General features: G+C 58.9%; 22 protein-coding genes. 4 read left to right on the top strand and 18 right to left on the bottom strand.

The window, feature by feature from the left end:
• Positions 1-128: 128 nt before the first annotated feature.
• The 18 genes from ACP7AP_RS06020 to msrB form a co-directional block, all read right to left on the bottom strand.
• The gene (locus ACP7AP_RS06020; protein WP_426033240.1) at positions 129-809 is read right to left on the bottom strand and encodes a phosphatase PAP2 family protein; all 681 of its coding nucleotides are present in this window, start codon (positions 807-809) and stop codon (positions 129-131) included.
• Positions 796-2,208 (bottom strand): ArnT family glycosyltransferase, encoded by a 1,413-nt coding sequence (locus ACP7AP_RS06015; RefSeq protein ID WP_426033238.1) that lies wholly within the window; start codon positions 2,206-2,208, stop codon positions 796-798. Before ACP7AP_RS06015 ends, ACP7AP_RS06020 begins: the two co-directional genes overlap by 14 nt.
• Positions 2,192-2,503 carry a lipid-A-disaccharide synthase N-terminal domain-containing protein gene (locus ACP7AP_RS06010; protein WP_426033236.1) on the bottom strand — a complete coding sequence of 104 codons (312 nt, stop codon included), beginning with the start codon at positions 2,501-2,503 and terminating at the stop codon, positions 2,192-2,194. Before ACP7AP_RS06010 ends, ACP7AP_RS06015 begins: the two co-directional genes overlap by 17 nt.
• Positions 2,500-3,240 (bottom strand): glycosyltransferase family 2 protein, encoded by a 741-nt coding sequence (locus ACP7AP_RS06005; protein ID WP_426033234.1) that lies wholly within the window; start codon positions 3,238-3,240, stop codon positions 2,500-2,502. Before ACP7AP_RS06005 ends, ACP7AP_RS06010 begins: the two co-directional genes overlap by 4 nt.
• A 70-nt stretch (positions 3,241-3,310) precedes the next feature.
• Complete coding sequence (locus ACP7AP_RS06000) at positions 3,311-4,198, bottom strand: DMT family transporter (protein WP_426033232.1); 888 nt, start codon at positions 4,196-4,198, stop codon at positions 3,311-3,313.
• Positions 4,199-4,512: 314 nt separating this feature from the next.
• Positions 4,513-5,151, bottom strand: coding sequence for a glutathione S-transferase family protein (locus ACP7AP_RS05995; protein WP_426033230.1), 639 nt, complete (start codon positions 5,149-5,151; stop codon positions 4,513-4,515).
• Between the two features lie 342 nt (positions 5,152-5,493).
• Positions 5,494-5,655, bottom strand: coding sequence for a hypothetical protein (locus tag ACP7AP_RS05990; protein WP_426033228.1), 162 nt, complete (start codon positions 5,653-5,655; stop codon positions 5,494-5,496).
• A 59-nt stretch (positions 5,656-5,714) separates the two neighbouring features.
• Positions 5,715-6,086 carry a hypothetical protein gene (locus ACP7AP_RS05985; protein ID WP_426033226.1) on the bottom strand — a complete coding sequence of 124 codons (372 nt, stop codon included), beginning with the start codon at positions 6,084-6,086 and terminating at the stop codon, positions 5,715-5,717.
• Between the two features lie 276 nt (positions 6,087-6,362).
• Complete coding sequence (gene rpoC, locus ACP7AP_RS05980) at positions 6,363-10,595, bottom strand: DNA-directed RNA polymerase subunit beta' (protein ID WP_426033224.1); 4,233 nt, start codon at positions 10,593-10,595, stop codon at positions 6,363-6,365.
• 88 nt (positions 10,596-10,683) lie between these two features.
• Entirely contained in the window at positions 10,684-14,817 is a 4,134-nt protein-coding gene (rpoB, locus tag ACP7AP_RS05975; protein WP_426033222.1) for a DNA-directed RNA polymerase subunit beta, read from the bottom strand.
• A 237-nt stretch (positions 14,818-15,054) separates the two neighbouring features.
• Positions 15,055-15,429, bottom strand: a complete 375-nt coding sequence (gene rplL / locus ACP7AP_RS05970) for a 50S ribosomal protein L7/L12 (protein ID WP_054008068.1) — start codon at positions 15,427-15,429, stop codon at positions 15,055-15,057.
• A 66-nt stretch (positions 15,430-15,495) separates the two neighbouring features.
• Positions 15,496-16,011 carry a 50S ribosomal protein L10 gene (gene rplJ / locus ACP7AP_RS05965; RefSeq protein ID WP_426033220.1) on the bottom strand — a complete coding sequence of 172 codons (516 nt, stop codon included), beginning with the start codon at positions 16,009-16,011 and terminating at the stop codon, positions 15,496-15,498.
• Between the two features lie 338 nt (positions 16,012-16,349).
• Complete coding sequence (gene rplA / locus ACP7AP_RS05960; protein WP_426033218.1) at positions 16,350-17,048, bottom strand: 50S ribosomal protein L1; 699 nt, start codon at positions 17,046-17,048, stop codon at positions 16,350-16,352.
• Between the two features lie 3 nt (positions 17,049-17,051).
• A complete protein-coding gene (gene rplK / locus ACP7AP_RS05955) occupies positions 17,052-17,504 on the bottom strand; it encodes a 50S ribosomal protein L11 (RefSeq protein WP_426033216.1) in 453 nt (150 codons plus the stop codon).
• A gap of 105 nt (positions 17,505-17,609) precedes the next feature.
• Positions 17,610-18,143, bottom strand: coding sequence for a transcription termination/antitermination protein NusG (gene nusG / locus ACP7AP_RS05950; RefSeq protein WP_426033214.1), 534 nt, complete (start codon positions 18,141-18,143; stop codon positions 17,610-17,612).
• 221 nt (positions 18,144-18,364) lie between these two features.
• Positions 18,365-18,559, bottom strand: a complete 195-nt coding sequence (secE, locus tag ACP7AP_RS05945) for a preprotein translocase subunit SecE (protein WP_054008073.1) — start codon at positions 18,557-18,559, stop codon at positions 18,365-18,367.
• A 130-nt stretch (positions 18,560-18,689) separates the two neighbouring features.
• Positions 18,690-19,196, bottom strand: coding sequence for a peptide-methionine (S)-S-oxide reductase MsrA (gene msrA / locus ACP7AP_RS05940; protein WP_426033212.1), 507 nt, complete (start codon positions 19,194-19,196; stop codon positions 18,690-18,692).
• Positions 19,193-19,642: a peptide-methionine (R)-S-oxide reductase MsrB gene (gene msrB, locus ACP7AP_RS05935; protein ID WP_426033210.1), complete on the bottom strand. Its 450-nt coding sequence runs from the start codon at positions 19,640-19,642 to the stop codon at positions 19,193-19,195. The genes msrA and msrB overlap by 4 nt, the downstream gene beginning before the upstream one ends.
• A gap of 241 nt (positions 19,643-19,883) precedes the next feature.
• Between msrB and ACP7AP_RS05930 the strand changes: the two genes are divergently transcribed.
• The 4 genes from ACP7AP_RS05930 (at position 19,884) to ACP7AP_RS05915 (ending at position 23,885) form a co-directional block, all read left to right on the top strand.
• Positions 19,884-20,111 (top strand): hypothetical protein, encoded by a 228-nt coding sequence (locus ACP7AP_RS05930; protein WP_426033208.1) that lies wholly within the window; start codon positions 19,884-19,886, stop codon positions 20,109-20,111.
• Positions 20,112-20,449: 338 nt separating this feature from the next.
• The gene (locus ACP7AP_RS05925) at positions 20,450-22,477 is read left to right on the top strand and encodes an AAA family ATPase (RefSeq protein ID WP_426033206.1); all 2,028 of its coding nucleotides are present in this window, start codon (positions 20,450-20,452) and stop codon (positions 22,475-22,477) included.
• Positions 22,478-22,825: 348 nt separating this feature from the next.
• Positions 22,826-23,155: a DUF2190 family protein gene (locus ACP7AP_RS05920; RefSeq protein ID WP_426033204.1), complete on the top strand. Its 330-nt coding sequence runs from the start codon at positions 22,826-22,828 to the stop codon at positions 23,153-23,155.
• 376 nt (positions 23,156-23,531) lie between these two features.
• The gene (locus tag ACP7AP_RS05915; RefSeq protein WP_426033202.1) at positions 23,532-23,885 is read left to right on the top strand and encodes a hypothetical protein; all 354 of its coding nucleotides are present in this window, start codon (positions 23,532-23,534) and stop codon (positions 23,883-23,885) included.
• Positions 23,886-23,981: the final 96 nt, after the last annotated feature.

The raw sequence follows: 23,981 nt of genomic DNA, 5'->3' as shown, positions 1-23,981 counted from the left end.
GAGGATCGGGGTTTGAACCCGGATCATGACCACATCAAGCATAGAATCCTTGCGCCCAAAACAGAGAGGGAGCCTTGGATAGCGCGGCTGATAGACAGAGTCGGTCGGGATGTCAACAGGTGCAGGGGTCAGCGGCCGGATGTGGCTTGGTTCAGCATCAGGCGGGCAAGCACGGCGGCGATCAGGCTGACAAGCAGTATGGACAGCAGCACGTCTGATAGGAAATGCCCGCCAGAAGCGACGCGTTGCCATGCGACGAAGGCCAAGATCAGCAGCGTCAGCGCTTGGGCTGTACGATACAGCGGTGGCGCGATCCGGCTGCGATACCGATACAGAATCAGCAAAAGGGCGATGGTCATGGCGGTAGTCCCTGCCCCCTCGCCTGACACGAACGAGCAGTTCCGCGCGCATTGATCGCTGATCTCCCACGCTGGGGTGAAATGCGCGGTGCCGCCGAACTCGGTCACTTGCGTCGGACGAGCGCGGCCCCAATACGATTTGAAGCCCTGATTCACCGCAAGCCCCGGTCCCATCACGAACACAGCCACAATATATCCCCAGAACCAGCCATCAGTTTTGCGCCAGAACGACAGGCACAGCAGAACTGCCGCTACAAAGAACACCACCAGCGTGGCATTCCAGATTTGATTGCGCAAAAACTCGACCCACACATTTTGCTTGATCGCAAAGCCGGTGGCATCATGGAAATAGCCCGATACCGCCAGATCAATCCCCGGCCAACGCCCGAAAATCAGCAGCGTCAGACCGATGAGGCCAATAAGCAGGGCGATGGTCTTATTGCTGGGCATTGGCACATTCCGCAGGCACCAGATAAGCCGCGAGTCCCGACTTGCGATAGGCGCTGCCGGTGGCATCCAAGGCATAGGTGGCGGTGGCGCAGGCGGGGGCGGTTCTGGTGATCCAAAGCAGCGGCCCGGTTAGATCCTTGGGCAAAGGATAGCGCTGTTCATAGTGGTTTTGCGCGCGGCCACTCGGTCGGGGGGCGTAATACGTCAGGCCCTCGGTTTGCCCGGTGTAGAACAGATCGGCCAGCACAGAACGGTTGTCGGCAAGGATCGGCGGGTTGCCCTGCGCGTGGGCGATGGCGATGATCTGACGGCTCATCGCGGCGCGGCCCAACTGCCGCTCAATCAGCGGCGCGCCTTGCCACTGGATGCCGGTGAATATGGTCAGCAGTGGCAGGGTGATGCAGAACACCGCGTTAACAGCGAAGGATGCCGTCAGCCAGCGCGGGCGGTTTTGCAGCAGACCGATGGCGAGGGGGATTCCGGCGAAATAGGCTGCGACAGCCCAATTCGCCTGCGCCGTTCCCAGCAGGGCCTGCACAGTCACCACCAGCAGCGGCGGGATCACGAAGGCGGCTTGAAGGGGGAGTTTGCGGATCGTGAGCAGCACGGCGGCAAAGATCACGGGGCCAGCGACCGCGAACTGGCTGAAGATGAACTCCGCCGCACTGGCGAAATTGAGCACGGCGAGGGGATTGTCTTGCCGCACCCAGCCGACATTATCGACAGTATGCGAGATCGTGGTGAATTGGTGCGAGACATTCCAGATCAGGTTGCCCGAAATCACCACGCCAAAGGCCAACAGCATCAGCGCAGCATTGCGCCAGCCAATCCGGCCGTCAGGGCGCAGGGCTGCGAGGGCCACGCCGATCAGGAAATAAATCGCAGCATATTTCGCCATGAAGGCCACGCCAATCGCAGCCCCGGCCCAAAGTGCAAACTTACGGGCGCGGGTTTCAAGCAGCCGGTGGTGGGCATAGAGAGCGGCGGCAAAGAAGGGGGCCATCACGGTATCGGTGGAGATCAGCAGCGAACCAAGTGCTGCAAACGGCACCGTGGCATAGGCGGCGGCGGTCAGGATTGCAGCACGCGGGCCATACAATCGCGCGGCCCAAGCCCCAAGGATCAGCGCGGTGGCACCATGCAGGAACGCCCCCGGCATCCGCACCCAGAACGTGCTGTCGCTGCCCGCCAGGGTCGTCACAGCGCCAATCAGCCAGCCGATCAACGGCGGTTTGGAGTAATAGCCGAAGGCAAATTCCTGCCCCCAAAGCCAGTATTGTGACTCGTCCACATAAAGATCGGTGCGGTCAAACGCCAGCAAGACCCAGCGCAGCAAAGTGATCGCGGTGACGATCAGAGCCGCCGGGCGGAACCATTCGACTTTACTCAAGCTGGCCATCTTTGCCCTTATGGATCAGCCACAGGTTCCGACTGTAGACGACGACCCCCGGCAACTGGCCAAGGATGATCACCAGATCCAGCTTGTGAATACCGTAAGCCAGCACGATCAGCCCGCCGATGATCGAGAAATACCAAAAAGCGACGGGCATCACCGATTTACCCGCGCGCTCGGACGCGATCCATTGCACGATAAAGCGACCGGTGAACATCAACTGCCCCAGCAACCCGACGGTCAGCCAGATGATATCTGTGGCCGAACTTGCACCCAGCTTGGTCAGCAGATCATGCATCATTTGGCGTCACGCGCAGCAGTATCGGGCACAACCCGCGCCTTCTTCTTACGCCGCAGCAGCCAAGCCACGCCGAACAGATCAACCACACCGACCAAAGCCCGCTGGATGTTGGAGTAGTTTGAACGCCCTGCCCCGCGTGGGCGATGCGACACATCGACATGCGCCACCTGCCAGCCATCGCGGTTGAACAACGCGGGCAAATAGCGGTGCATGTGATCGAAATACGGCAGATCGAGAAACGCCTGCCGCTGAAACGCCTTCAGCCCGCAGCCAGTGTCCCGGGTGCCATCCTGCAACATCCAGCCGCGCAAACCATTGGCGAATTTCGAGGCCCATTTCTTTGACCACGTATCTTGCCGCCCGACCCTTTGCCCTGCCACCAGCCCAATCCGGCCCGTGGTGTCGTTCAGGATCGGCGCGACCAGCTTCGGCAACTCCTCGGGCGGGTTCTGACCGTCACCGTCCAAGGTGCAGATCACCGGGGCCGTCGCGGCCTTCACGCCCGAATGAACCGCAGCGCTTTGGCCACCCGAGCGGTCGTGCCGCACAATCCGCAGATGCGGCATGGTTTTGGCGCGGGCTTGCAGAACGGCCACCGAATTGTCGGTCGAACAATCATCGACAACGATGATCTCAAACGGCTCATGGCCTGACAGCGCGCGGTCAATGCCTTCAACAAGCGCGACAATATTCTCGGCCTCGTTCTTGGCGGGGATCACTACGGAAATACGGGTCATTGGGTTCCTGACCTTGAAGGCCTGCGCTTTGGGCGAGTCTATAGGCCAGCCGCTGCGGCCTTGCAAACTGTCAGGCTGCGGCGCGGGCAAGTTGGCGTAGTTTTCGCTCGCGCAGCAGGGTGTAGATGCCGGTGGCGACCACAATCGCAGCACCGATCAGGGCGTAGCCATCCGGGAAGGTGGCGAAAAACACCCAGCCGAGGATGATCGCCCACAGCAGCGACATATAGCGGAATGGGGCAACAAAGCCGATATCGCCGACCCGCATCGCGCTGACCGAACAGATGTAGCCGACGATCACCATGCTGCCCGCGCCCAGCAGTTGCAAGGCTTGCAAGGGGGTGATCGGCTGCCAACCTTCGATAGCGGACCCGATGAAGCCCATCACCATCACCGCAAAGCCTGCACCGAGGGCGACCACCAGCGATGGCACGGTGCCGCTGAGGCGGCGCACGCTTAGATCGCGGAACACCACGGTGGCGACCGAGCCTAAGCCCAGCACTGACCAGATCGTGAAACCCTGCATCCCCGGGCGGATGATCAGCATCACGCCGAGAAAGCCGATGGTGATCGCCAGCATCCGGCGCCAGCCGATGTGGTCTTTGAAATAGAGGGCGGCGGCGAGGGTGACGGCGAGGGGGGTGACTTGCATCACCGCCGAGAGGGTGGCGAGCGGCATGTGCTTCAGCGCGGTGAGAAACAGGAGGGTGGCGGCCACATCGGCAAGCGAGCGCAGCGCGATCAGGGCACGGTCATGGCTGGCGGCAGGCAGCCGCAACCCGCCGCTGGCATGGGCGAGGATCAGCAGGCCGAGCACAGCCACCGTGCCGCGCAGGGCGATGGTTTGATAAAGCGGGAGTGCGTGGGTCAGGGATTTCATGATCGCGTCGTTCACCGTGAAGGCAAACATCGACAGGTTCATATAAAGCGCGCCGCGCAGGTTGTCTGAAATTACCATTGGTTCCCCCGGTGGCAGGGGTAGCAGGTGGCGATGGCGGGGGAAAGGGGGCGGGTTGGGGTGAGGGGTTGGGGCTGGTCCCAACTCGGGACCTTTTTTATGTGTGTGGATTCAATAGGATGGGTGTGTAGATTTAAGGAATTGTTAAGGTTTGGCGCGCTTTTGCGGGTGATTGTTGAGAGCAAAGGGGCTGACTTACACTGGCGGCAGAAATTTCCCTGGGGCAGCGATTGAAGCACGGTCGCTTTGAACCCTAAGCAGACATTCACTAAACCTCCGGTTTAACAGCTCCACGCATCGCGTGTCGATTTTGCTCAATCAGCTGCGGCAAAATGCGCCATCTGATCCGCATGTGCCTTCAGGAAGGCTGGTCTATCAGTGGCCCGCCCAACGTAGTCTTTACAGGCGGGATAGTTTGCCAAACCATCAAACCGGTCGACGAGACGCAGCACATCCGCCATGAGGATATCAGCCACTGAAAAGCGTCCAACCAGCCATTCACCGGCTGCCAGCACAGTTTCCATATGAGCCAGCCGGTGGATCAGAAAATCGTCGAAAAACTTCCACATCGGCGTTTCGCCGGTCTCACCGGAGAACTTGAAGAAAGACCATGGCTGACTTGCTGCTTCGACCGATGCCAACGCGGCAAAAAGCCATTCTTTGACTTCGCTGCGACCACGCGGATGGGTAGGCATTAGTATCTCGCTGAGTTCGCCAAGGTGAAGAAGGATCGCACCGCTCTCGAAAATCGTGAGATCGCCATCAGTCAACCACGGCACCTGACCGAAGGGCTGATGCGCCAAATGTGCAGGCTGCCGGTCCCTGAAAGCTGTGCTTTCGACGCGATAGGGCAGGCCAGCTTCTTCTAACGCCCAACGCACCCTTAAGTCGCGCACAAAGCCGCGCGGCATGTCTGGAACCCAGTCGTAGGTGGTCAGGATCAACTGGTTCATTGCTGGCTCCAAGGAAATCGGCAGCCTATCGACGAGACCATTCCGCCGCAACCTTCACCTTTTGTTTGGCAGAGTAAAGCACTGCCAATGACCGCGCCGTCCGCAAAGCCAATCTTCGCCGCTGCCACGTGTCATATCATCGTGCCGCATCAAAGGCGTTGGTCGCCGCTTCGGGGTGATCCCGCACCAAACAGCTTTCGCTGCTGGCAGGGCGCAAGGCTGACTGCCCCGCGCCCCACGCTTTGTTACAGCGTCAGCGATGAGATGAAATCGCCGCCAAGGATGGCAAGTGCGATCAGGGCTGCGATGGTGAGTTTGAGGGTGTTACTTTTCATTTCGGCCTCAGAGCAGTTCGGGGAGCACTGTGGCGGCGGCGGCGAGACCGCCTAGACCAAGGGCGACGATGATCCAGTTGATCAGGATTTGCTTGCCGCTTTCGACCGGGAAATCGGGCTTGGCCTGTTCTGGCGGCGGGGGGACGTTGGTTTTGTATTCAGACGTCATGTTGTATCCTTGAATTGCATTGCAGAGCATGACCGCAAAGCTGCGCGCAGACGGTTGGGTCAGATCAGAACTGTTAAATTCAAAGACGGTGGCGCGCGGGCTTGCCAACCGTGTCGGATTGGCTGGTGCCAGGCTGGCGGCAGGCTGGCGCTGCGCAGCAGATGAAAGCCTGTCGGCGGTATCGACGCTTTGTTTTGCGCAGCGTTGTGCAGCGGGATCAGGCGGGCGCGGGTATCGGGCGCGGTTGGTTTGGCCAGCGCATATTTTGGCGCTGCGGTCAAAGCGCTTACAGGTTGCGCACTGATCTGATCGGCAAAGCTGGTTTGCAGCGTCGCCTGTTGATGCTGCAGCAGACCAGCCAGAAACAGCGCCGCAATCCACAGATTGAGACGGCCCAAGGTAAGAGCAAAGACGCGCAGAGCATGTGTCACGAGACGCAGTTTTGCAGTTTTGCGCTGCAGTTTCCAGTGCGGATGGTGTTTGGCGCGGCCAAGCGGCGAAATTCGCCACCCAGAACCGATCGCCCCTTTGCCACGTCGCCCCGGACTTGATCCGCGGCCTCAGGTCATGGCGCAGAAAATGCGGCCCCGGATCAACTCCGGGGCGACGTGGAGAATGTTTGGTTCGGTTTTCATCCGATGCGCGTCGGATGATATGCAAAAGGCCCCCCGATTTCTCGGGGGGCCTTTGCGTTTCAGGTCAGACGATCACTCGTCGCGGCTGTCCGCTGATGTGGCGAAAACCGATGGTGCTGCCACTGCAACCGGTGCAGCCAAGGCCGCCGCCGTTTCAGCTTCCGAACGGCGCGCATCAATCACCACGATATCGCGGTCGGCTGCCACGGCTTTCACCACACGGGTTGCCCCGCCGGTGCCTGCCGGGATCAGACGGCCGACAATCACGTTCTCTTTCAGGCCGACCAGTTTGTCGCGCTTGCCCTGCACCGAAGCCTCGGTGAGAACCCGCGTGGTTTCCTGGAACGACGCCGCCGAGATGAAGCTGCGGGTTTGCAGCGACGCCTTGGTGATCCCCAAAAGGATCGGTTCAGCGGTAGCCAGACGCATCCCGTGCGAAGCGGCTTTGTCGTTGGCCTCGTCAAGCTCGTGCTTGTCGACGTTTTCGCCTTTCAGCAGCGTGGTCTCGCCCGAGTCGAGGATCTCAAACTTCTGCAGCATCTGGCGAACGATCACCTCGATGTGCTTGTCGTTGATCTTCACGCCCTGCAAGCGATACACGTCCTGCACTTCGTCGATCATGTAGTTCGCCAGCGCTTCGACACCCAAGATACGCAGGATGTCATGCGGCGCGGGGTTGCCGTCCATGATGTAATCGCCCTTCTGGACGAAATCGCCTTCTTGCACCGGAATATGCTTGCCCTTCGGGATCATATATTCCTGCGCTTGCAGCGTCTCATCTACAGGCTCGACCGTGATGCGGCGCTTGTTTTTGTAGTCTTTGCCAAAGCGCACATAGCCATCGGCTTCCGCGATGATGGCGTGGTCTTTCGGGCGACGGGCCTCAAACAATTCTGCCACGCGGGGAAGACCCCCGGTGATGTCCTTGGTCTTGGCACCTTCGCGCGGAATACGCGCCACAACGTCACCCGGCACCAGTTCCTGGCCGTCTTCGACCGACAGAACCGCATCGACCGACATCGGATAGCTGATCGGATGGCCACCGTCATTGCGCACAGGCTCGCCGGTTGCCGGGTCCATCACGATGACTTCGGGCTTCAGATCGCCACCTTTCGGGGCCGAGCGCCAGTCAGACACGATCTTCTGCGTCATGCCTGTCGCTTCATCGGTATCTTCGCGCACCGAGATGCCCGCGATCAGATCCTTGAACCGGGCAACCCCCGCCTTTTCGGCGATGATCGGCAAGGTATAGGGGTCCCATTCGAACAGCTTGGTACCACGCTTCACCGCGATGCCGTCTTTGGCATGCAGTTTCGCGCCATAGGTCAGCTTGTGCACGGCGCGGTCCTGGCCCGCTTCGTCCACGATGGCGATCGACATGTTCCGGCCAATGACAATCTGCTCACCGTTCACATTGGTCAGCAGGTTGGCGTTGCGGAACTCGATCTTGCCTTCTTGGCTGGCTTCCAGGAACGACTGTTGGCCACCCTGTGCGATACCGCCGATGTGGAACGTCCGCATCGTCAACTGTGTACCCGGCTCGCCAATGGACTGCGCCGCGATGATGCCGACGGCTTCACCAAGGTTCACCAAAGTACCACGTGCAAGGTCACGACCGTAGCACATTGCGCAGACGCCTTCTTCCGCGTCGCAAGTCAGCGGCGAACGGATACGGGCCGAAGCCACGCCGGCGTTGTGGATCGCATCGGCACGGCGTTCGTCGATCAACTCGCCGCGCGCCACCAACACTTCGCCGGTCAACGGCACGGTGATATCATCGGCAGCCACCCGGCCCAGCACGCGCTCGGCCAGTGATTGCACGACTTCGCCATCGTTCACCGCCACGTCAGCGGTGATGCCGCGATCGGTGCCGCAATCATGCGAACGCACGATGCAGTCCTGCGCCACATCGACCAGACGGCGGGTCAGATAGCCGGAGTTGGCCGTTTTCAACGCGGTATCCGCGAGGCCCTTACGAGCGCCGTGGGTCGAGTTGAAGTATTCCAGAACCGTCAGACCCTCTTTGAAGTTCGAGATGATCGGCGTCTCGATGATCTCGCCGTTCGGCTTGGCCATCAAACCGCGCATACCGCCCAGCTGTTTCATCTGTGCGGGCGAACCCCGCGCACCAGAGTGCGACATCATGTAGACCGAGTTCGGCTCTTTTTCCGCGCCCGCATCATCGTAATGCACGGCGGAAATCGAGGCCATCATGTCGGCAGCCACTTTGTCGGAACACTTCGACCAAGCATCGACCACTTTGTTATACTTCTCGCCCTGCGTGATCAGGCCGTCCATATATTGCTGTTCGAACTCTTTCACCTGATCGCGGACTTCGTTGACGATCGGCCATTTGGTGTCCGGGATCAGCATGTCGTCTTTCCCAAACGAGATGCCAGCCTTGAACGCCTCACGGAAGCCGAGGCCCATGATCTGGTCGCAGAAGATCACCGATTCTTTCTGGCCGCAGTAGCGGTAGACGGTGTCGATGACGGTTTGCACGTCTTTTTTCCGCAGCAGACGGTTCACAAGATCAAACGGGGCTTTGGCGTTCAGCGGCAGAAGGTTGCCCAGACGCAGACGCCCGGGGGTGGTTTCAAACCGCTTCCAGACGATATTGCCATGCTCATCGACTTGACGCAGACGACCTTGGATTTTGGCGTGCAGATGCACCGAACCCGCGGCCAGCGCGTGTTCGACTTCATCAATATCGGTGAAGATCATGCCTTCGCCGGTCATGCCCTTACGCTGCATGGTGGTGTAGTAGAGGCCAAGCACCATATCCTGCGACGGCACGATGATTGGCGCGCCGTTGGCGGGGGAGAGCACGTTGTTGGTCGACATCATCAACACGCGGGCTTCCAGCTGGGCTTCCAGCGACAGCGGCACGTGAACAGCCATTTGGTCGCCGTCAAAGTCAGCGTTGAAGGCCGAGCAGACCAGCGGGTGCAGCTGAATAGCCTTACCTTCGATCAGGATCGGTTCAAACGCCTGGATGCCCAGACGGTGCAGCGTCGGCGCGCGGTTCAAGAGAACCGGGTGTTCGCGGATCACTTCATCGAGGATATCCCAAACTTCGGGACGCTCTTTTTCGACCAGCTTTTTCGCCTGCTTCACGGTGCTGGAAAGCCCTTTGGCCTCCAGACGCGAGTAGATGAACGGCTTGAACAGCTCTAGCGCCATCTTCTTCGGCAGGCCGCACTGGTGCAGCTTCAGCTCCGGGCCGGTCACGATCACCGAACGACCCGAGAAGTCGACGCGCTTGCCGAGCAAGTTCTGACGGAAGCGGCCCTGTTTGCCTTTCAGCATGTCGGAAAGCGATTTCAGCGGGCGCTTGTTGGTGCCGGTGATGACACGGCCACGACGGCCGTTGTCGAACAAAGCATCGACAGCTTCTTGCAACATACGCTTTTCGTTGCGCACGATGATGTCGGGCGCGCGCAACTCGATAAGGCGTTTCAGACGGTTGTTGCGGTTGATCACACGACGATAGAGGTCGTTGAGATCCGAGGTCGCAAAGCGGCCACCATCCAAGGGCACCAGTGGGCGCAGTTCCGGCGGAATGACCGGGAGGACGGTCAGCACCATCCATTCCGGGCGGTTGCCGGATTCGAGGAAGCTTTCCACGATCTTCAAACGCTTGATGATCTTTTTCGGCTTCAGCTCGCCGGTCGCTTCCTTGAGGTCAGCGCGGAGTTGTTCAGCCGTGGTTTCCAGATCAATCGCAGCCAGCATTTCGCGGATCGCTTCCGCACCGATGTTGGCGGTGAAAGCGTCAGCGCCATATTGGTCTTGCGCATCGAGATATTCTTCTTCGGTCAGCTGTTGCTGATAGGTCAGGTCGGTCAGACCCGGCTCGATCACCACATAGTTCTCAAAGTAGAGAACGCGTTCCAGATCCCGCAGGGTCATGTCCAGCATCAGGCCGATGCGACTTGGCAGCGATTTCAGAAACCAGATGTGGGCGACTGGCGAGGCCAGTTCGATATGGCCCATGCGTTCGCGGCGGACCTTTTGCAGCGTGACTTCAACGCCGCATTTTTCGCAGACAACGCCGCGATATTTCATGCGCTTGTATTTGCCGCAGAGGCATTCGTAATCCTTGATCGGGCCAAAGATCCGCGCGCAGAACAGGCCGTCACGCTCGGGCTTGAACGTGCGGTAGTTGATGGTTTCGGGCTTTTTGATCTCACCGAAAGACCACGACAGAATACGTTCCGGCGAGGCCAAGCTGATCTTGATCTCATCAAACGTCTTGACGGGCGCAACCGGGTTGAACGGGTTGGTCGAGAGTTCCTGGTTCATGTCTATTCCTAAGAATGGGGGTTGCGGGGGAAAGGCAGTCGATTTTCGCGCGAAAATCGTTCCCGAAATTCGCGCGAATTTCGCCTAGCTATTCTTCCTCCGCATCCAGGAGTTCCATGTTGAGGCCCAAACCGCGGACCTCTTTGACGAGAACGTTGAACGATTCTGGCACGCCAGCCTCGAAATTGTCTTCGCCTTTGACGATCGACTCGTAGACCTTGGTGCGGCCTGCCACGTCATCCGATTTCACCGTCAGCATTTCCTGCAAGGTGTAAGCGGCGCCGTAAGCCTCCAGTGCCCAGACCTCCATCTCACCCAGACGCTGGCCACCGAACTGGGCTTTACCACCCAACGGCTGCTGCGTGACAAGGCTGTAAGGCCCGGTCGAGCGTGCGTGCAGCTTGTCATCCACCAAGTGGTGAAGTTTCAGCATGTACTTCACGCCCACGGTGACCTTACGGGCGAATTGCTCACCCGAACGGCCATCGAACACAATCGACTGGCCCGAGGTGTCGAACCCGGCGCGGGTCAGCGCGTCGTTCACGTCGGATTCTTTCGCACCGTCGAACACCGGCGATGCAATCGGCACACCTTTGGTCACGTTGCCAGCCAGTTCAAGGAAATCAGCTTCCGAGCGATCCGCGAAGGATTCCTCGTAAGCCTCATCACCGTAAGCATAGCGCACAGCGTCGCGCACCGGGGTCATGTCACCCGAACGGCGATACTCTTTCAAAGCATCGTCGATGCGGATGCCAAGGCCACGCGCGGCCCAGCCCATATGCGTCTCAAGGATCTGCCCCACGTTCATACGGCTTGGCACGCCAAGCGGGTTCAGAACGATGTCAACAGCGGTGCCATCCGCCAGGAACGGCATGTCTTCGACAGGCACAACCTTGGAAACAACACCTTTGTTGCCGTGACGACCAGCCATTTTATCGCCCGGTTGCAGCTTGCGCTTCACCGCGACGAAGACTTTGACCATCTTCATCACACCCGGAGGCAGATCGTCGCCGCGACGGACCTTTTCAACTTTATCGTCGAAACGGTTGTCCAAGGCACGCTTTTGCACTTCGAACTGGTCGTGCAGAGCTTCAACATCCTTCGCGTCAGCCTCACCTTCCAGTGCCAACTGCCACCACTGGCCACGCGACAGCGTGCCCAGAAGTTCAGCGTCGATCACCGCACCCGCTTTGATGCCTTTCGGCCCTTTCACGGCAACTTTGCCAGTGATCAGGGTTTTCAGACGCGAGTAGATGTTACGCTCAAGGATCGCCAACTCATCGTCGCGGTCACGCGCCAGACGTTCGACTTCTTCACGCTCGATTTGCAGCGCACGTTCGTCTTTATCAACGCCGTGACGGTTGAACACCCGCACTTCGACGATGGTGCCAAATGCACCCGGCGGCAGTTTCAGCGAAGTGTCGCGCACGTCCGAGGCTTTTTCACCAAAGATCGCCCGCAGCAGTTTTTCTTCCGGGGTCATCGGCGATTCACCTTTGGGGGTGATTTTGCCGACCAGAATATCGCCCGGCAGCACGTCAGCGCCGATGTAAACGATGCCCGCTTCGTCAAGGTTGCGCAGGGCTTCCTCGCCGACGTTGGGGATATCGCGGGTGATTTCCTCTGGCCCCAGTTTCGTATCGCGGGCGGCGACTTCGTATTCTTCGATATGGATCGAGGTGAACACGTCGTCTTTCAGAATACGCTCCGAAATCAGGATAGAGTCTTCATAGTTATAGCCATTCCACGGCATGAAGGCCACGACGACGTTCCGGCCCAAGGCCAGTTCGCCCAAGTCGGTGCACGGGCCGTCAGCGATGACTTCGGTGCGCAGAACGGTATCGCCCACCTTCACCAGCGGGCGCTGGTTGATGCAGGACGATTGGTTAGAGCGTTTGAACTTGCGCAGACGGTAGATATCCACGCCCGGCTCGCCCGGTTCCAGCATTTCCGTGGCGCGCACAACGATACGCGTCGCGTCAACCTGGTCAATCACGCCAGCGCGGCGGGCCATGATGGCAGCCCCCGAGTCTCGCGCAACCACGGCTTCAATACCGGTGCCCACGAACGGAGCATCAGCTTGCAGCAACGGAACCGCCTGACGTTGCATGTTCGAGCCCATCAGAGCGCGGTTAGCGTCGTCGTTTTCAAGGAACGGGATCAAGGATGCCGCAACAGACACCAACTGCTTCGGCGACACGTCGATCAGGTCGATGGCTTCCGGCGGGTTCAGCATGAAGTCACCGGCTTTACGCGATGAAATCAGATCGTCGGTGAAGCGGCCTTCGGCGTCTTGTGCCGCGTTGGCCTGAGCGACCGTGTGACGCATTTCCTCGGTGGCCGACATGTAGACGACTTCGTCTGTCACCTTGTTGTCGATCACTTTGCGGTATGGCGTCTCGATGAAGCCATACTTGTTCACCCGCGCGAAAGTGGCCAGCGAGTTGATCAGACCAATGTTCTGACCTTCTGGCGTTTCAATCGGGCACATCCGGCCATAGTGGGTCGGGTGAACGTCGCGCACTTCAAAGCCCGCACGCTCACGCGTCAAACCGCCTGGCCCCAGTGCCGAAAGACGGCGCTTGTGGGTGACTTCGGACAGCGGGTTGGTTTGGTCCATGAACTGCGACAGCTGCGACGAGCCGAAGAATTCACGCACCGCAGCCGCTGCGGGTTTGGCGTTGATCAGGTCTTGCGGCATGATCGTGTCGATTTCCACGCTCGACATACGCTCTTTGATCGCGCGCTCCATACGCAGCAGACCAACGCGGTATTGGTTTTCCATCAATTCGCCAACCGAGCGCACCCGGCGGTTGCCGAGGTGGTCGATGTCGTCGATCTCGCCCTTGCCATCACGCAGTTCGGTCAAGGCTTTGATACAAGCGACGATATCGGCACGGTCGAGCGTACGCTGGGTATCCGGGCGGCCCAGATCCAGACGCATGTTCATTTTCACCCGGCCAACCGCCGAGAGATCATAACGCTCGCTGTCGAAGAACAACGTGTCGAACAGCTGCGACGCTGCTTCAACGGTCGGCGGCTCGCCCGGACGCATCACGCGGTAGATGTCCATGAGTGCTGTGTCACGGCCCATGTTCTTGTCGGCGGCCATGGTGTTGCGCATGTAGGGGCCGACGTTGACGTTGTCGATATCCAGCACCGGAATCTCGGTGATGCCTTGATCGAGCAACAGCTTCAGCGAACCACCTTTAGGCTCGCCGTCGCGGTCGTATTCCATCGTCAATTCATCGCCAGCTTCGACCCAAATCTCGCCGGTTTCTTCGTTGATGATGTCTTTGCTGACATAGCGGCCCACGATGTGATCATACGGCACCAGCAGGTCAGTGACCTTACCGGTTTTCGCCAGATCGCTCGCCATCCGCGGCGTCATTTTCTCGCCGGCCTTGCAGATCACTTCGCCGGAATCGGCGTCAACGATATCATAGGTCGGACGGGTGCCACGGATACGGTCCGGGAAGAATTTGGTGACCCAGCCTTTGTTCTTTTGGAACTTGAACATGACAGTCTGGTAATAGGCATCCATGATGCCTTCCTGGTCCATGCCCAACGCATACAGCAGCGTCGTGACCGGCAGTTTCCGGCGACGGTCGATACGCGCGAACACGATGTCTTTGGCGTCAAACTCGAAGTCCAGCCACGAGCCACGATACGGAATGATCCGGCAAGCGAACAGCAGTTTGCCGCTGGAGTGCGTCTTGCCCTTGTCATGGTCAAAGAACACGCCGGGCGAACGGTGCATCTGCGAGACGATCACGCGCTCGGTGCCGTTCACCACAAACGTGCCGTTGCCGGTCATCAGGGGCATGTCGCCCATGTAAACGTCTTGCTCTTTGATATCCTTGACCGACCGGGCCCCGGTGGTTTCGTCGACATCAAACACGATCAAACGCAGGGTAACTTTCAGCGGCGCGGCATAGGTCATGTCGCGCGACTGGCACTCGTCCACGTCGTATTTCGGCTTTTCCAGCTCGTACTTGACGAATTCAAGCACGGCGGTCTCATTGAAGTCCTTGATCGGGAAGACCGATTGGAACGTGCCCTGAATGCCTTCGCCATCCAGCGGCTTGTCGCTGTCGCCAGAGCGCAGGAACAGATCATAGGAAGATTTTTGAACCTCAATCAGGTTCGGCATTTCCAGAACTTCACGAATTTTACCGAAATAACGGCGGATTCGTTTCTGGCCAACGTAAGCTTGCGCCATGTGCGTCGTAACCTTTCAATTTCGCCGGCAGGCTTTCCGTCGGGCCACGGAAGGCGTGCCGATTGGCGAGAGGGGGAAGGTTCTATTCATGCCACCCGTCCCTTAGGGTGGCTCCCGAACCTTAACCGCACCTTGGAATATGCTTTCGCAAAAGCAGACTCCGAGACGCGATAAGCTGGGACGGGGATAACCCCGACCCAGCCATCTAATCAGAACCGAGGCGAACCCCGGCGCAAATTACTTCAGTTCAACCTTGGCGCCAGCGGCTTCCAGAGTTTTCTTGAAGCCTTCAGCGTCAGCTTTGCCAACGCCTTCTTTGACTTTGCCGCCGGCCTCAACGAGGTCTTTGGCTTCTTTCAGGCCCAGACCGGTGATGGTGCGGACTTCTTTGATGACGTTGATTTTGTTCGGACCAGCTTCGGTCAAAACAACGTCAAACTCGGTTTGCTCTTCAACAGGCGCAGCTGCAGCAGCCGGGCCAGCAGCCATCATGACAGCGCCACCAGCAGCTGGCTCGATGCCATAGGTGTCTTTCAGGATGGTTTTCAGTTCTTGCGCTTGCAGCAAGGTCAGGCCAACGATTTGTTCGGCCAATTTGTTCAGATCAGACATTTCATGTTCCGTTCAGTTAAGATGGTTCCAACGAGGTGGGGGTTCAACCCCACGCGAGTCCGAAGATTAAGCGGCTGCTTTTTCTTCGATGGTTGACAGAATGCTCGCGATGTTGCTTGCAGGCGCGCCAATAGCACCAGCGATAGCAGCCCCGGGCGCACCGATGCACGAAACGATCTGAGCGATAAGCTCTTCACGCGACGGCATGGAAGCGACGGCTTTGATACCGGCCTGGTCCAGAACCGTGTCACCCATTGCACCGCCAATGATGACGAACTTATCGTTCGTCTTGGCATATGCTTCGCAGACCTTGGCCGCAGCCACGGGATCTTCCGAATAGGACAACATGGTCATGCCCGTCAGCAGCGCACCCATCTTTTCAGACGGCTTGCCACCAAGGGCGATCTTGGCGAGCGTGTTCTTGGCAACGCGAACGGACCCACCTACGTCACGCATTTTTGCGCGCAGGTCCTGCATCTGTGCAACTGTCATACCCGCGTAGTGGGCGACTACTACAACGCCAGAGCTTGCGAAGATTTGGCCGAGTTCATCGACCACTTTCTCTTTCTGGGCTCTATCCACAGTTTCACTCCAAGGTTGGGGGTTTCCCCCCGGCTCAATTAAGCCCGTCTGATGACGGACATCGGGTCCTTGCTACGGTTCCCGAGCCAAAATCGCATGCTGCGACATCATCTCGTTCCCCATCTCGGGCAGGATATTAAGGCGTTTGCGCGCCACCGGCCGTCTCGGACAGGATGGGGCTTGCGGGTTTGCACCCCCTTCGCCCCACCATCCCTTCCCCGAAGGATTGGGAATTCTTAAAACGCGTGGCGGGGTGAACCCCGCCCTACGGATTTGGGTAGGGCGGGGTTCAGGCCCGATTTTTGCTTTCGCAAAATTCGGGCTTCCCGCCACCCGGATTACTTCGCAGCAGCCGAAGCCAGATCCAAGGCAACGCCCGGACCCATCGTGGACGCCAGCGAAATCTTTTTCAGGTACGACCCTTTCGCCCCGCTCGGACGGGCGCGGGTCACGGCCTCGACGAAAGCGCGGATGTTCTCGGCCAGTTTCTCATCCGAGAAGCTGACTTTACCGATGCCCGCATGGATCACGCCAGCTTTTTCGACTTTGAACTGCACTTCGCCGCCCTTGGCAGCTTCAACGGCGGTTTTCACGTCCATTGTCACGGTGCCAACCTTCGGGTTCGGCATCAGGTTGCGCGGCCCGAGGATTTTGCCCAGACGACCCACCAGCGGCATCATGTCCGGCGTGGCGATGCAACGGTCAAACTCGATTTTGCCGGATTGGATGGTTTCCATCAGGTCTTCTGCGCCAACGATGTCAGCACCAGCTGCCTTGGCTTCATCAGCCTTGGCACCACGGGCGAACACAGCGACGCGCACGGTTTTGCCGGTGCCATTCGGCAAAGCAACCACGCCGCGCACCATCTGGTCTGCGTGACGCGGATCAACGCCAAGGTTCATCGCGATTTCCAGCGTCTCGTCGAATTTCGCCGAAGCCGCACCCTTGATCAACGCAACAGCGTCTTCCACGGTGATCAGCGATTTGCCTTCAAAAGCCTTCTGCGCAACGGCAGTCCGTTTACCAATCTTGGCCATGACTTACCCTTTCACTTCGATGCCGCAGGATTTCGCCGAACCCATGATCACCTGCATCGCGGCCTCAACTGAGTTCGCGTTCAGGTCTTTCATTTTGGTTTCAGCGATCTTGCGGATCTGTGCCAGCGACACAGCGCCAACAACCGCGTGACCCGGCTTAACCGAACCTTTGGCACGGTTACGCTTGCCAACAGGCGGCAGGCCAGCAGCTTTTTTCAGCAGGAAAGAAGCAGGTGCTGTCTTTAGCTCGAGGCTGAACGACTTGTCCTGGTAGTAGGTGATGATGACCGGAGTGGGGGTGCCCAGTTCCAGATCAGCGGTCTTCGCGTTGAATTCTTTCACGAAAGCCATGATGTTCAAGCCGCGCTGACCCAGCGCCGGACCGACCGGCGGGGATGGGTTGGCTTGACCCGCTTTCACTTGCAGCTTCAAGCTGCCGATAATCTTCTTGGCCATGTGGCCTCTCCTTTATCACTGCGAACGCTCGGTATTAAGCGCTGCGGTTTAGTGGTTCGGGTTGTCACACCCTTGCGGGTCGCGCGTCCCTCCCACGCGATGCACTCAAATGTTTTTCGACACCTGAGTGAATTCCAATTCCACCGGGGTGGCGCGACCAAAGATCGACACCGACACCTTCAGGCGGCTGTGCGCCTCATCGACGTCCTCAACCATGCCGTCGAAGCCCTCGAACGGGCCGTCGGTAACTTTGACCTTCTCACCAGTCTCAAACCGGATCAGGTTGCGCGGCGCTTCCAGACCTTCTTCGACACGGTTCATGATCAGGTTCACTTCAGCATCGCGCATCGGCATCGGCTTGCCTTGCGGCCCCAAGAACCCGGTGACGCGATTGATCGAGCTGATCAGATGATAGCCTTGGCTCGACATTTCCATCCGCACCAAAACATAGCCCGGCATGAAGCGACGCTCAGAGGTCACTTTCTTGCCACGGCGCACTTCGATGACTTCTTCGGTCGGCACCAAAACTTCGTCGATTTCCTCGCCCAAGTTGGCTTCCACCACGGCCGTTCTGATCTGCTCGGCAACTTTCTTCTCGAAGTTCGAGAGAACGCTTACCGAATACCAACGCTTGGCCATGCCACTTCCACCTTGTCTGCCCGAGTGCCTCTGCGCCCGAATGTTCTGTATTTTCAAGCGGTTAATCCGCCTTGCCCATCTTGAGCCCCGAACAAAAAACAGCGCGCAACCCGAATCGCTGCGCGCCTTTGTCCTTTGGATTAGGGCGGGATACCGCCCCAGACCGCTTAATTCAAGGAAATTCGCCGATGATCGGCCAGATTTGGCCTGATCGGTTCAGTTCAGAACCCGGTGACGATCATCGTCAGGCCCAGCCGGATCACATAATCCACCAGACTGAAGAACGTCGCGGTCAGCGCTGCCATGATGAACACCATCACGGTGGTCAGCATCACCTCGCGGCGCGACGGCCAAGCCACCTTGGCCACCTCGGCGCGGACCTGCTGCATGAACTGGACGGGATTGATCGTTGCCATTTTCGGATTCCGCGCTTTCTAAGAGGTTCCCGGCGAGATACGCGCATCGCGCCGGGATTTCAAGCGGCAAGCCTTATAGGCCTGCGATGGGTGGCCGAGTGTTACTCCGCAGCCCTACGCGGCACCCGCCTTATTCAGCCGCTCTACGCGGCAGGCGCCAGTTTGGCCGGATGAAGTGGCAAGTATAGCCCGTCGGCAACCGTTCCAGATAATCCTGATGCTCCGGCTCCGCCAACCAGAACGGCCCGGCAGCGGCGAGTTCCGTCACCACCCTGCCCGGCCACAACCCGCTGGCATTTACATCCGCAATCGTATCCAGTGCCACGTCTTTCTGCGCCTCGGACGTATAATAGATGCCCGAGCGATAAGACGGCCCGCGATCATTGCCTTGGCGGTCCGGCGTAGAGGGGTCGTGGATCTGGAAGAAAAACTCCAGAAGTTCGCGGTAGCTGATCACCGCCGGATCAAAATCAACCGCAATGCCCTCAGCATGAGAGCCATGGTTGCGATAGGTCGCATTCGCCACGTCACCGCCCGTATAGCCGACCCGCGTCGCGATCACACCGGGCCGCTTGCGGATCAGATCCTGCATGCCCCAAAAGCAGCCGCCTGCCAGAATTGCGGTTTCCTGTGTCATTTCACATCCTCCACTTGATTGATGTAATCGCCATAGCCTTCGGCCACCATCGCATCACGATGCACAAACCGCAGGCTGGCCGAGTTGATACAATAGCGCAAACCGCCCCGGTCGCGCGGTCCATCCGGAAACACATGCCCCAAATGGCTGTCGCCATGGGCCGAGCGCACCTCGATCCGCATCATGCCCAAACTGCCATCGCGCAACTCTGCCACATGTGCAAGCTCAATCGGCTTGGTGAAACTGGGCCAGCCGCAGCCGCTTTCAAACTTGTCGGATGAAGCAAACAACGGCTCGCCGGAAACGATATCGACATAAATCCCCGGCTCATGGTTATCGAGATACTCCCCCGTCCCCGGCCGCTCGGTGCCACTCTTCTGCGTGACCCGAAACTGCTCTGGCGTCAGGGCGGCAATACGGTCAGCGGATTTCTGATACGTCGTCATGGGGGCCTCCTTTGTCGTAGGCTTAGGAATATGGGCCAAACACGCCCGATTACCAGCCCAAGGCTGTGCCCGATGGCGCGAATGTGTGGGGTTGAAACAAAGCTACCAGTTCTCCTCCACCCGCTGAAACACACTGCCGCGATTTGCCATCCGGGAGGGGTTTGTAGTTAATGGCAGAGGGGAATATTATGTCGCTAACAAAAAATGAGGCGGCACAACATAGTAGGAGAGGACAATTAACTTGAATGATGACGAAGAAACGGGGCCTTCCACTGCCGAACAATTCGCTTTCACTCGTGCGCACGATCTTTTCACCGAACTGACTGAGACAGGCGGCTTACAGTCAGCGCATGTAGGTAGTGGCTTTCTAACGGCCGCTGTTCATGCGCTTTCAAAAGGCATGACAGATGAGAAAATTGCTGAACTTCTGTATCGATATGCCGATGACCGTGCGGTGCGGGGGCGCTAGCAATGCCCGATTGCCCTCGCAGACCAGTTGTCCTGCATGAAACATGCTATCCGCCCGCGCCGCAGAGGCCATCAGGCCCAGCAGCCCGATCAACGCGAATATTATCAGGAAAACAGACCTGGCAGGAGTTGGGGGACTCGAACCCACGACCCTCGGTTTTGGAGTCCGGGTTGTTCCGTTGAAAAATAACAATCTTTTATCCAACCGGGGCAAAAACAGTCTTTGAAGTTTCAATGGGTTACACCCGAAACGCCAACTGAAAAACCCCTCTTCAATAGAAAAGCCCCCGGCGCGACCAAACACCGGGGGCGAAACAATGCACGACATAGGAACAAGCAATGTCGCTTCAAAACGGTATCAAAATACCCCAAAACTTGCAAGCCGCCCGTGATCTGGCCAAGGCTGAAATCCCGGCCTTCCCCTTTCATCTGGTCAAGCGCAAAGGCAAATCCGAAAAGGTTCCGTGCATCACGGATTGGCAGAACCGGGCCACGACCGACGCGGCACAAATCCGTCGCTGGTGGGCGAAGTGGCCTGAAGCCATGCCGGGCGTCCCGATGGGGCCGCGCACGGGTTTTGCCGTGGTGGATATTGACCTTAAGCATGGCAAAGACGGATTTGCGGGCCTTCGGGCTATGGGACTCGATCCTGAAACCCTGTCGCCTGTCATGGTGCAATCACCCGGCGGCAGCCTTCACGCCTATTTTCGCTGGCCTGAAGGCATGGGCAACAGCGCGGCGAGATTGCCGCCCGGCGTGGACGTGCGGGGCGCTGGCGGCTATGTGGCGGCCCCCGGCGCGACCCATGCGGGCGGCGCTTACCGCCTTGTGTCCGGCTCTTTGACCGATGATCTGCCGCCTTGGCCTGATGCCCTGAAGCCGCGCCTGAAGGCCAAGGAAGCCGGCCACGGCGAACCGACCGGGCTGCCGTTCCACGTCATGCGCGCGGCCTTGATGGCCTTGCCCAATGATGGCGACACCTATGCCAGCCGTGACGCATGGCTTGGCATCGGCATGGCTCTGCACGCCGAAACCGAAGGCGGCGAAGATGGGCGCGAAGCATGGCAAGGCTGGTCGCGCCAATGGCCGGGCTATGACGAAACCGCCACCGATGCGGCTTGGGACTCCTTGCATGCCGACGGCGGCGTGACGGGCTGGGCAATCATCCATGAGGCAGAGCGGCACGGCTGGCGGGACACGACTGTGACCCATCTGCTTTGGCTGTCCGACTTCGATCTGATTCCGACGGCTGAAGAGGAAGCCGAGATTGCAGCCCTAGTCGGCGGGCGGGAAGAGGATGAACAAGCGGCCCCGAAATCTGGCGGCCTGACTTTCCTGACTCCGGCAGAATGTGCCACGCTGCCCGCCCGTCCTTATGTGATCAAGGGCCTTTTGGCTGAAGGCGACGTTGCCGCGATCATCGGGGCACCGGGGGCAGGGAAGAGCCTCTTGGCCCCGCGTCTGGGCTATGCCGTAGCGCAAGGCGCGGAAGTCTTCGGACGGCGGACTCGGCAAGGCGGCGTGTTGTATATCGCGGCTGAAGACGGGCATGGGATGCGGGCGCGGCTGTCAGCCCTTCGCGGCGATCATGGCGAAGCCAACGCTTTCCAGCTTGTCGCGGGCGTGTCTGATCTTCTTTCGGACAAGGGCCAGTTGAAAGCCCTTCGCGCCGAAGTGAAGGCCCGTCGCCCGGCGCTGATCTTCATTGATACCCTTGCCGTCGCCTTCCCCGGTCTGGAAGAGAACAGCGCCGAAGGCATGGGGCAAGTCGTCGCGGCGGCCCGTTCGCTGGCCCGCTGGGGCGCTGCCGTGGTCCTGATCCACCATGACACTAAGGCAGGCGACGGGCTGCCCCGTGGTCATAGCCTCTTGAATGGGGCCTTGGACGTGTCGCTTTACCTGAAGCGCGAAGCCGACGTGGTGGCCTTCAAGCCTTCCAAGAACCGCAATGGCACGACGGAACAGGACTTCGCCTTTACCATTGCCACCCGCCGCTTGGGCACCGATGAAGATGGCGATCCGATCACCACGGCTGTCTGCCAAGAGGCCGACGCTTCTGACCTGCCCCGCAAGGCCGACAAACTGTCCCCGGCGGCATCGGCGGCCTATGCCCACCTTCGCCATCTTTCCCCGGACGGCAAGCCCGTTGCCGAAGAGGCTTGGCGCGAAGCCTGTGTGAACGGGCGGAACGTGTCGCAATCTGAGAAGTGGGAGTCCCGGCGCGACACGTTCAAGCGTGCTGTCCGCGACCTGTTGCAGCGGGAATTGATCGAGTTTGGCGACGGCTTCTATTCCCTGAAGGAAACGCCCTACGGCGCGACGGGCAGCGATACCGATGACTTCCCCGACGAAGGGGGACAGCAATGAAGCCCGACAGGCCGACCGACACCGACAAAAGGCCGACAGTCGGCATCTGTCGGCATCGGCAAAAGGTGGGTGTAGGCCGACCGACACCGACAGAGTCCTTAAGGACTGTCGGTCTGTCGGCCCTCCATGCCCCGACAGGGGATAGCTGGGGAACAAAGGGAAGAACGGGAACAAGCGGGTCCTACCCCCGCCCTTGCGATGGGGGGACGCGGAGCCCCGGCTTTTCACGCCCCCACATGAAATTGAAAATCGAGATTCCCATTTTTCCCGATTTTTCCGTTGTTACTGAGAGGAACTAGCCTTGGAAGCGATCACCATTGTCTTCAGAACCTCGAAAGGAATCTGACCATGAAGAACTATGTGCAGGCAGGCGAGAACCTGACTATTCCCGCGCCTTACGCCGTCACCAGCGGCGGCGGCGTCAAATCTGGCCTGATCTTCGGAGTCGCCTCTGGTGACGCTGAATCAGGGGCCGACGTGGACGTCGTAACCAAAGGCGTCTTCGATCTGCCGAAGGTTTCCACAAACGTCTTCGCCATTGGCGCGGCGTGCTACTGGGACGACACCGCCAAGCTGATCACCAGCACGTCTTCGGGCAATACCAAGATCGGCGTGGCAATCGAAGACGTTGGCAATCCGTCGGGCAGCGTCAACGTGCGCTTGAACGGCGCGTTCTAAAACCATGACCCGGCGTCCTTCAACCTTTAAGCAAGCCGATGTGGCGCGGGCGGTGAAAGCCGCCCAAGCCGCCGGGCTGCCAATCAGAACGGTTGAAGTGACACCTGACGGAACTATTCGGGTTATCTTTGCCGACGGGGCCGATTCGAATCTCGAAACGCCCTTTGATAAGTGGAAGGCCAAACATGCGAGTCCAGCTTAAGGGTATCAACCGGATTACGAAGCGACTCGCGGACGGTTCAACCGTAACCTATTTTTATGCATGGAAAGGCGGCCCCCGCCTGCCCGGCAAGCCCGGCGATCCTGAGTTATAGCCGCCTTCAATGAGGCCATTGCGCAAAAGGTCAAAGAGCCAAGCGGAACGCTTCAATCTGTTTTGAACGCCTATCAGGCAGCACCAAAATTCACCGATCTCGCGCCTCGGACGCGGAAAGACTACGTTCGGCAAATTCGCCAGATTGAAGCTGAGTTTGGCGACTTCCCGCTTGCCGCCCTGCCCGACCGTCGCACCCGTGCCGAGTTCCTTGCATGGCGTGACAAGCTGGCGATCAAGTCGCGGCGGCAAGCTGATTACACGTTTTCCACGTTCGCCGCGATCATGGCTTGGGGAACTGACCGGGGGCTTGTTCTGGCAAACCCTTGTGAACGGCCCGGCAAACTTTACCGTTCGGCCCGCGCCGAGTCGATCTGGCTTAGCGATGATAAACTGTCAATCAGCGTCGAATATTGAACAGGTAACAGCGTTCAATATTGATCAGTTTGGGCGCTGATTTTCTTGCGCTGTTTGAAGCGCCAGGAGTCATTTCCGGTTTCGAGAATGTCGCAG

It is taken from the genome of Cypionkella sp. TWP1-2-1b2, from assembly GCF_049896245.1.
Taxonomy (GTDB): domain Bacteria; phylum Pseudomonadota; class Alphaproteobacteria; order Rhodobacterales; family Rhodobacteraceae; genus Cypionkella.
Note: the sequence above shows the minus strand (reverse complement) of the source record. Positions and strands in the feature narration are given on the sequence as shown.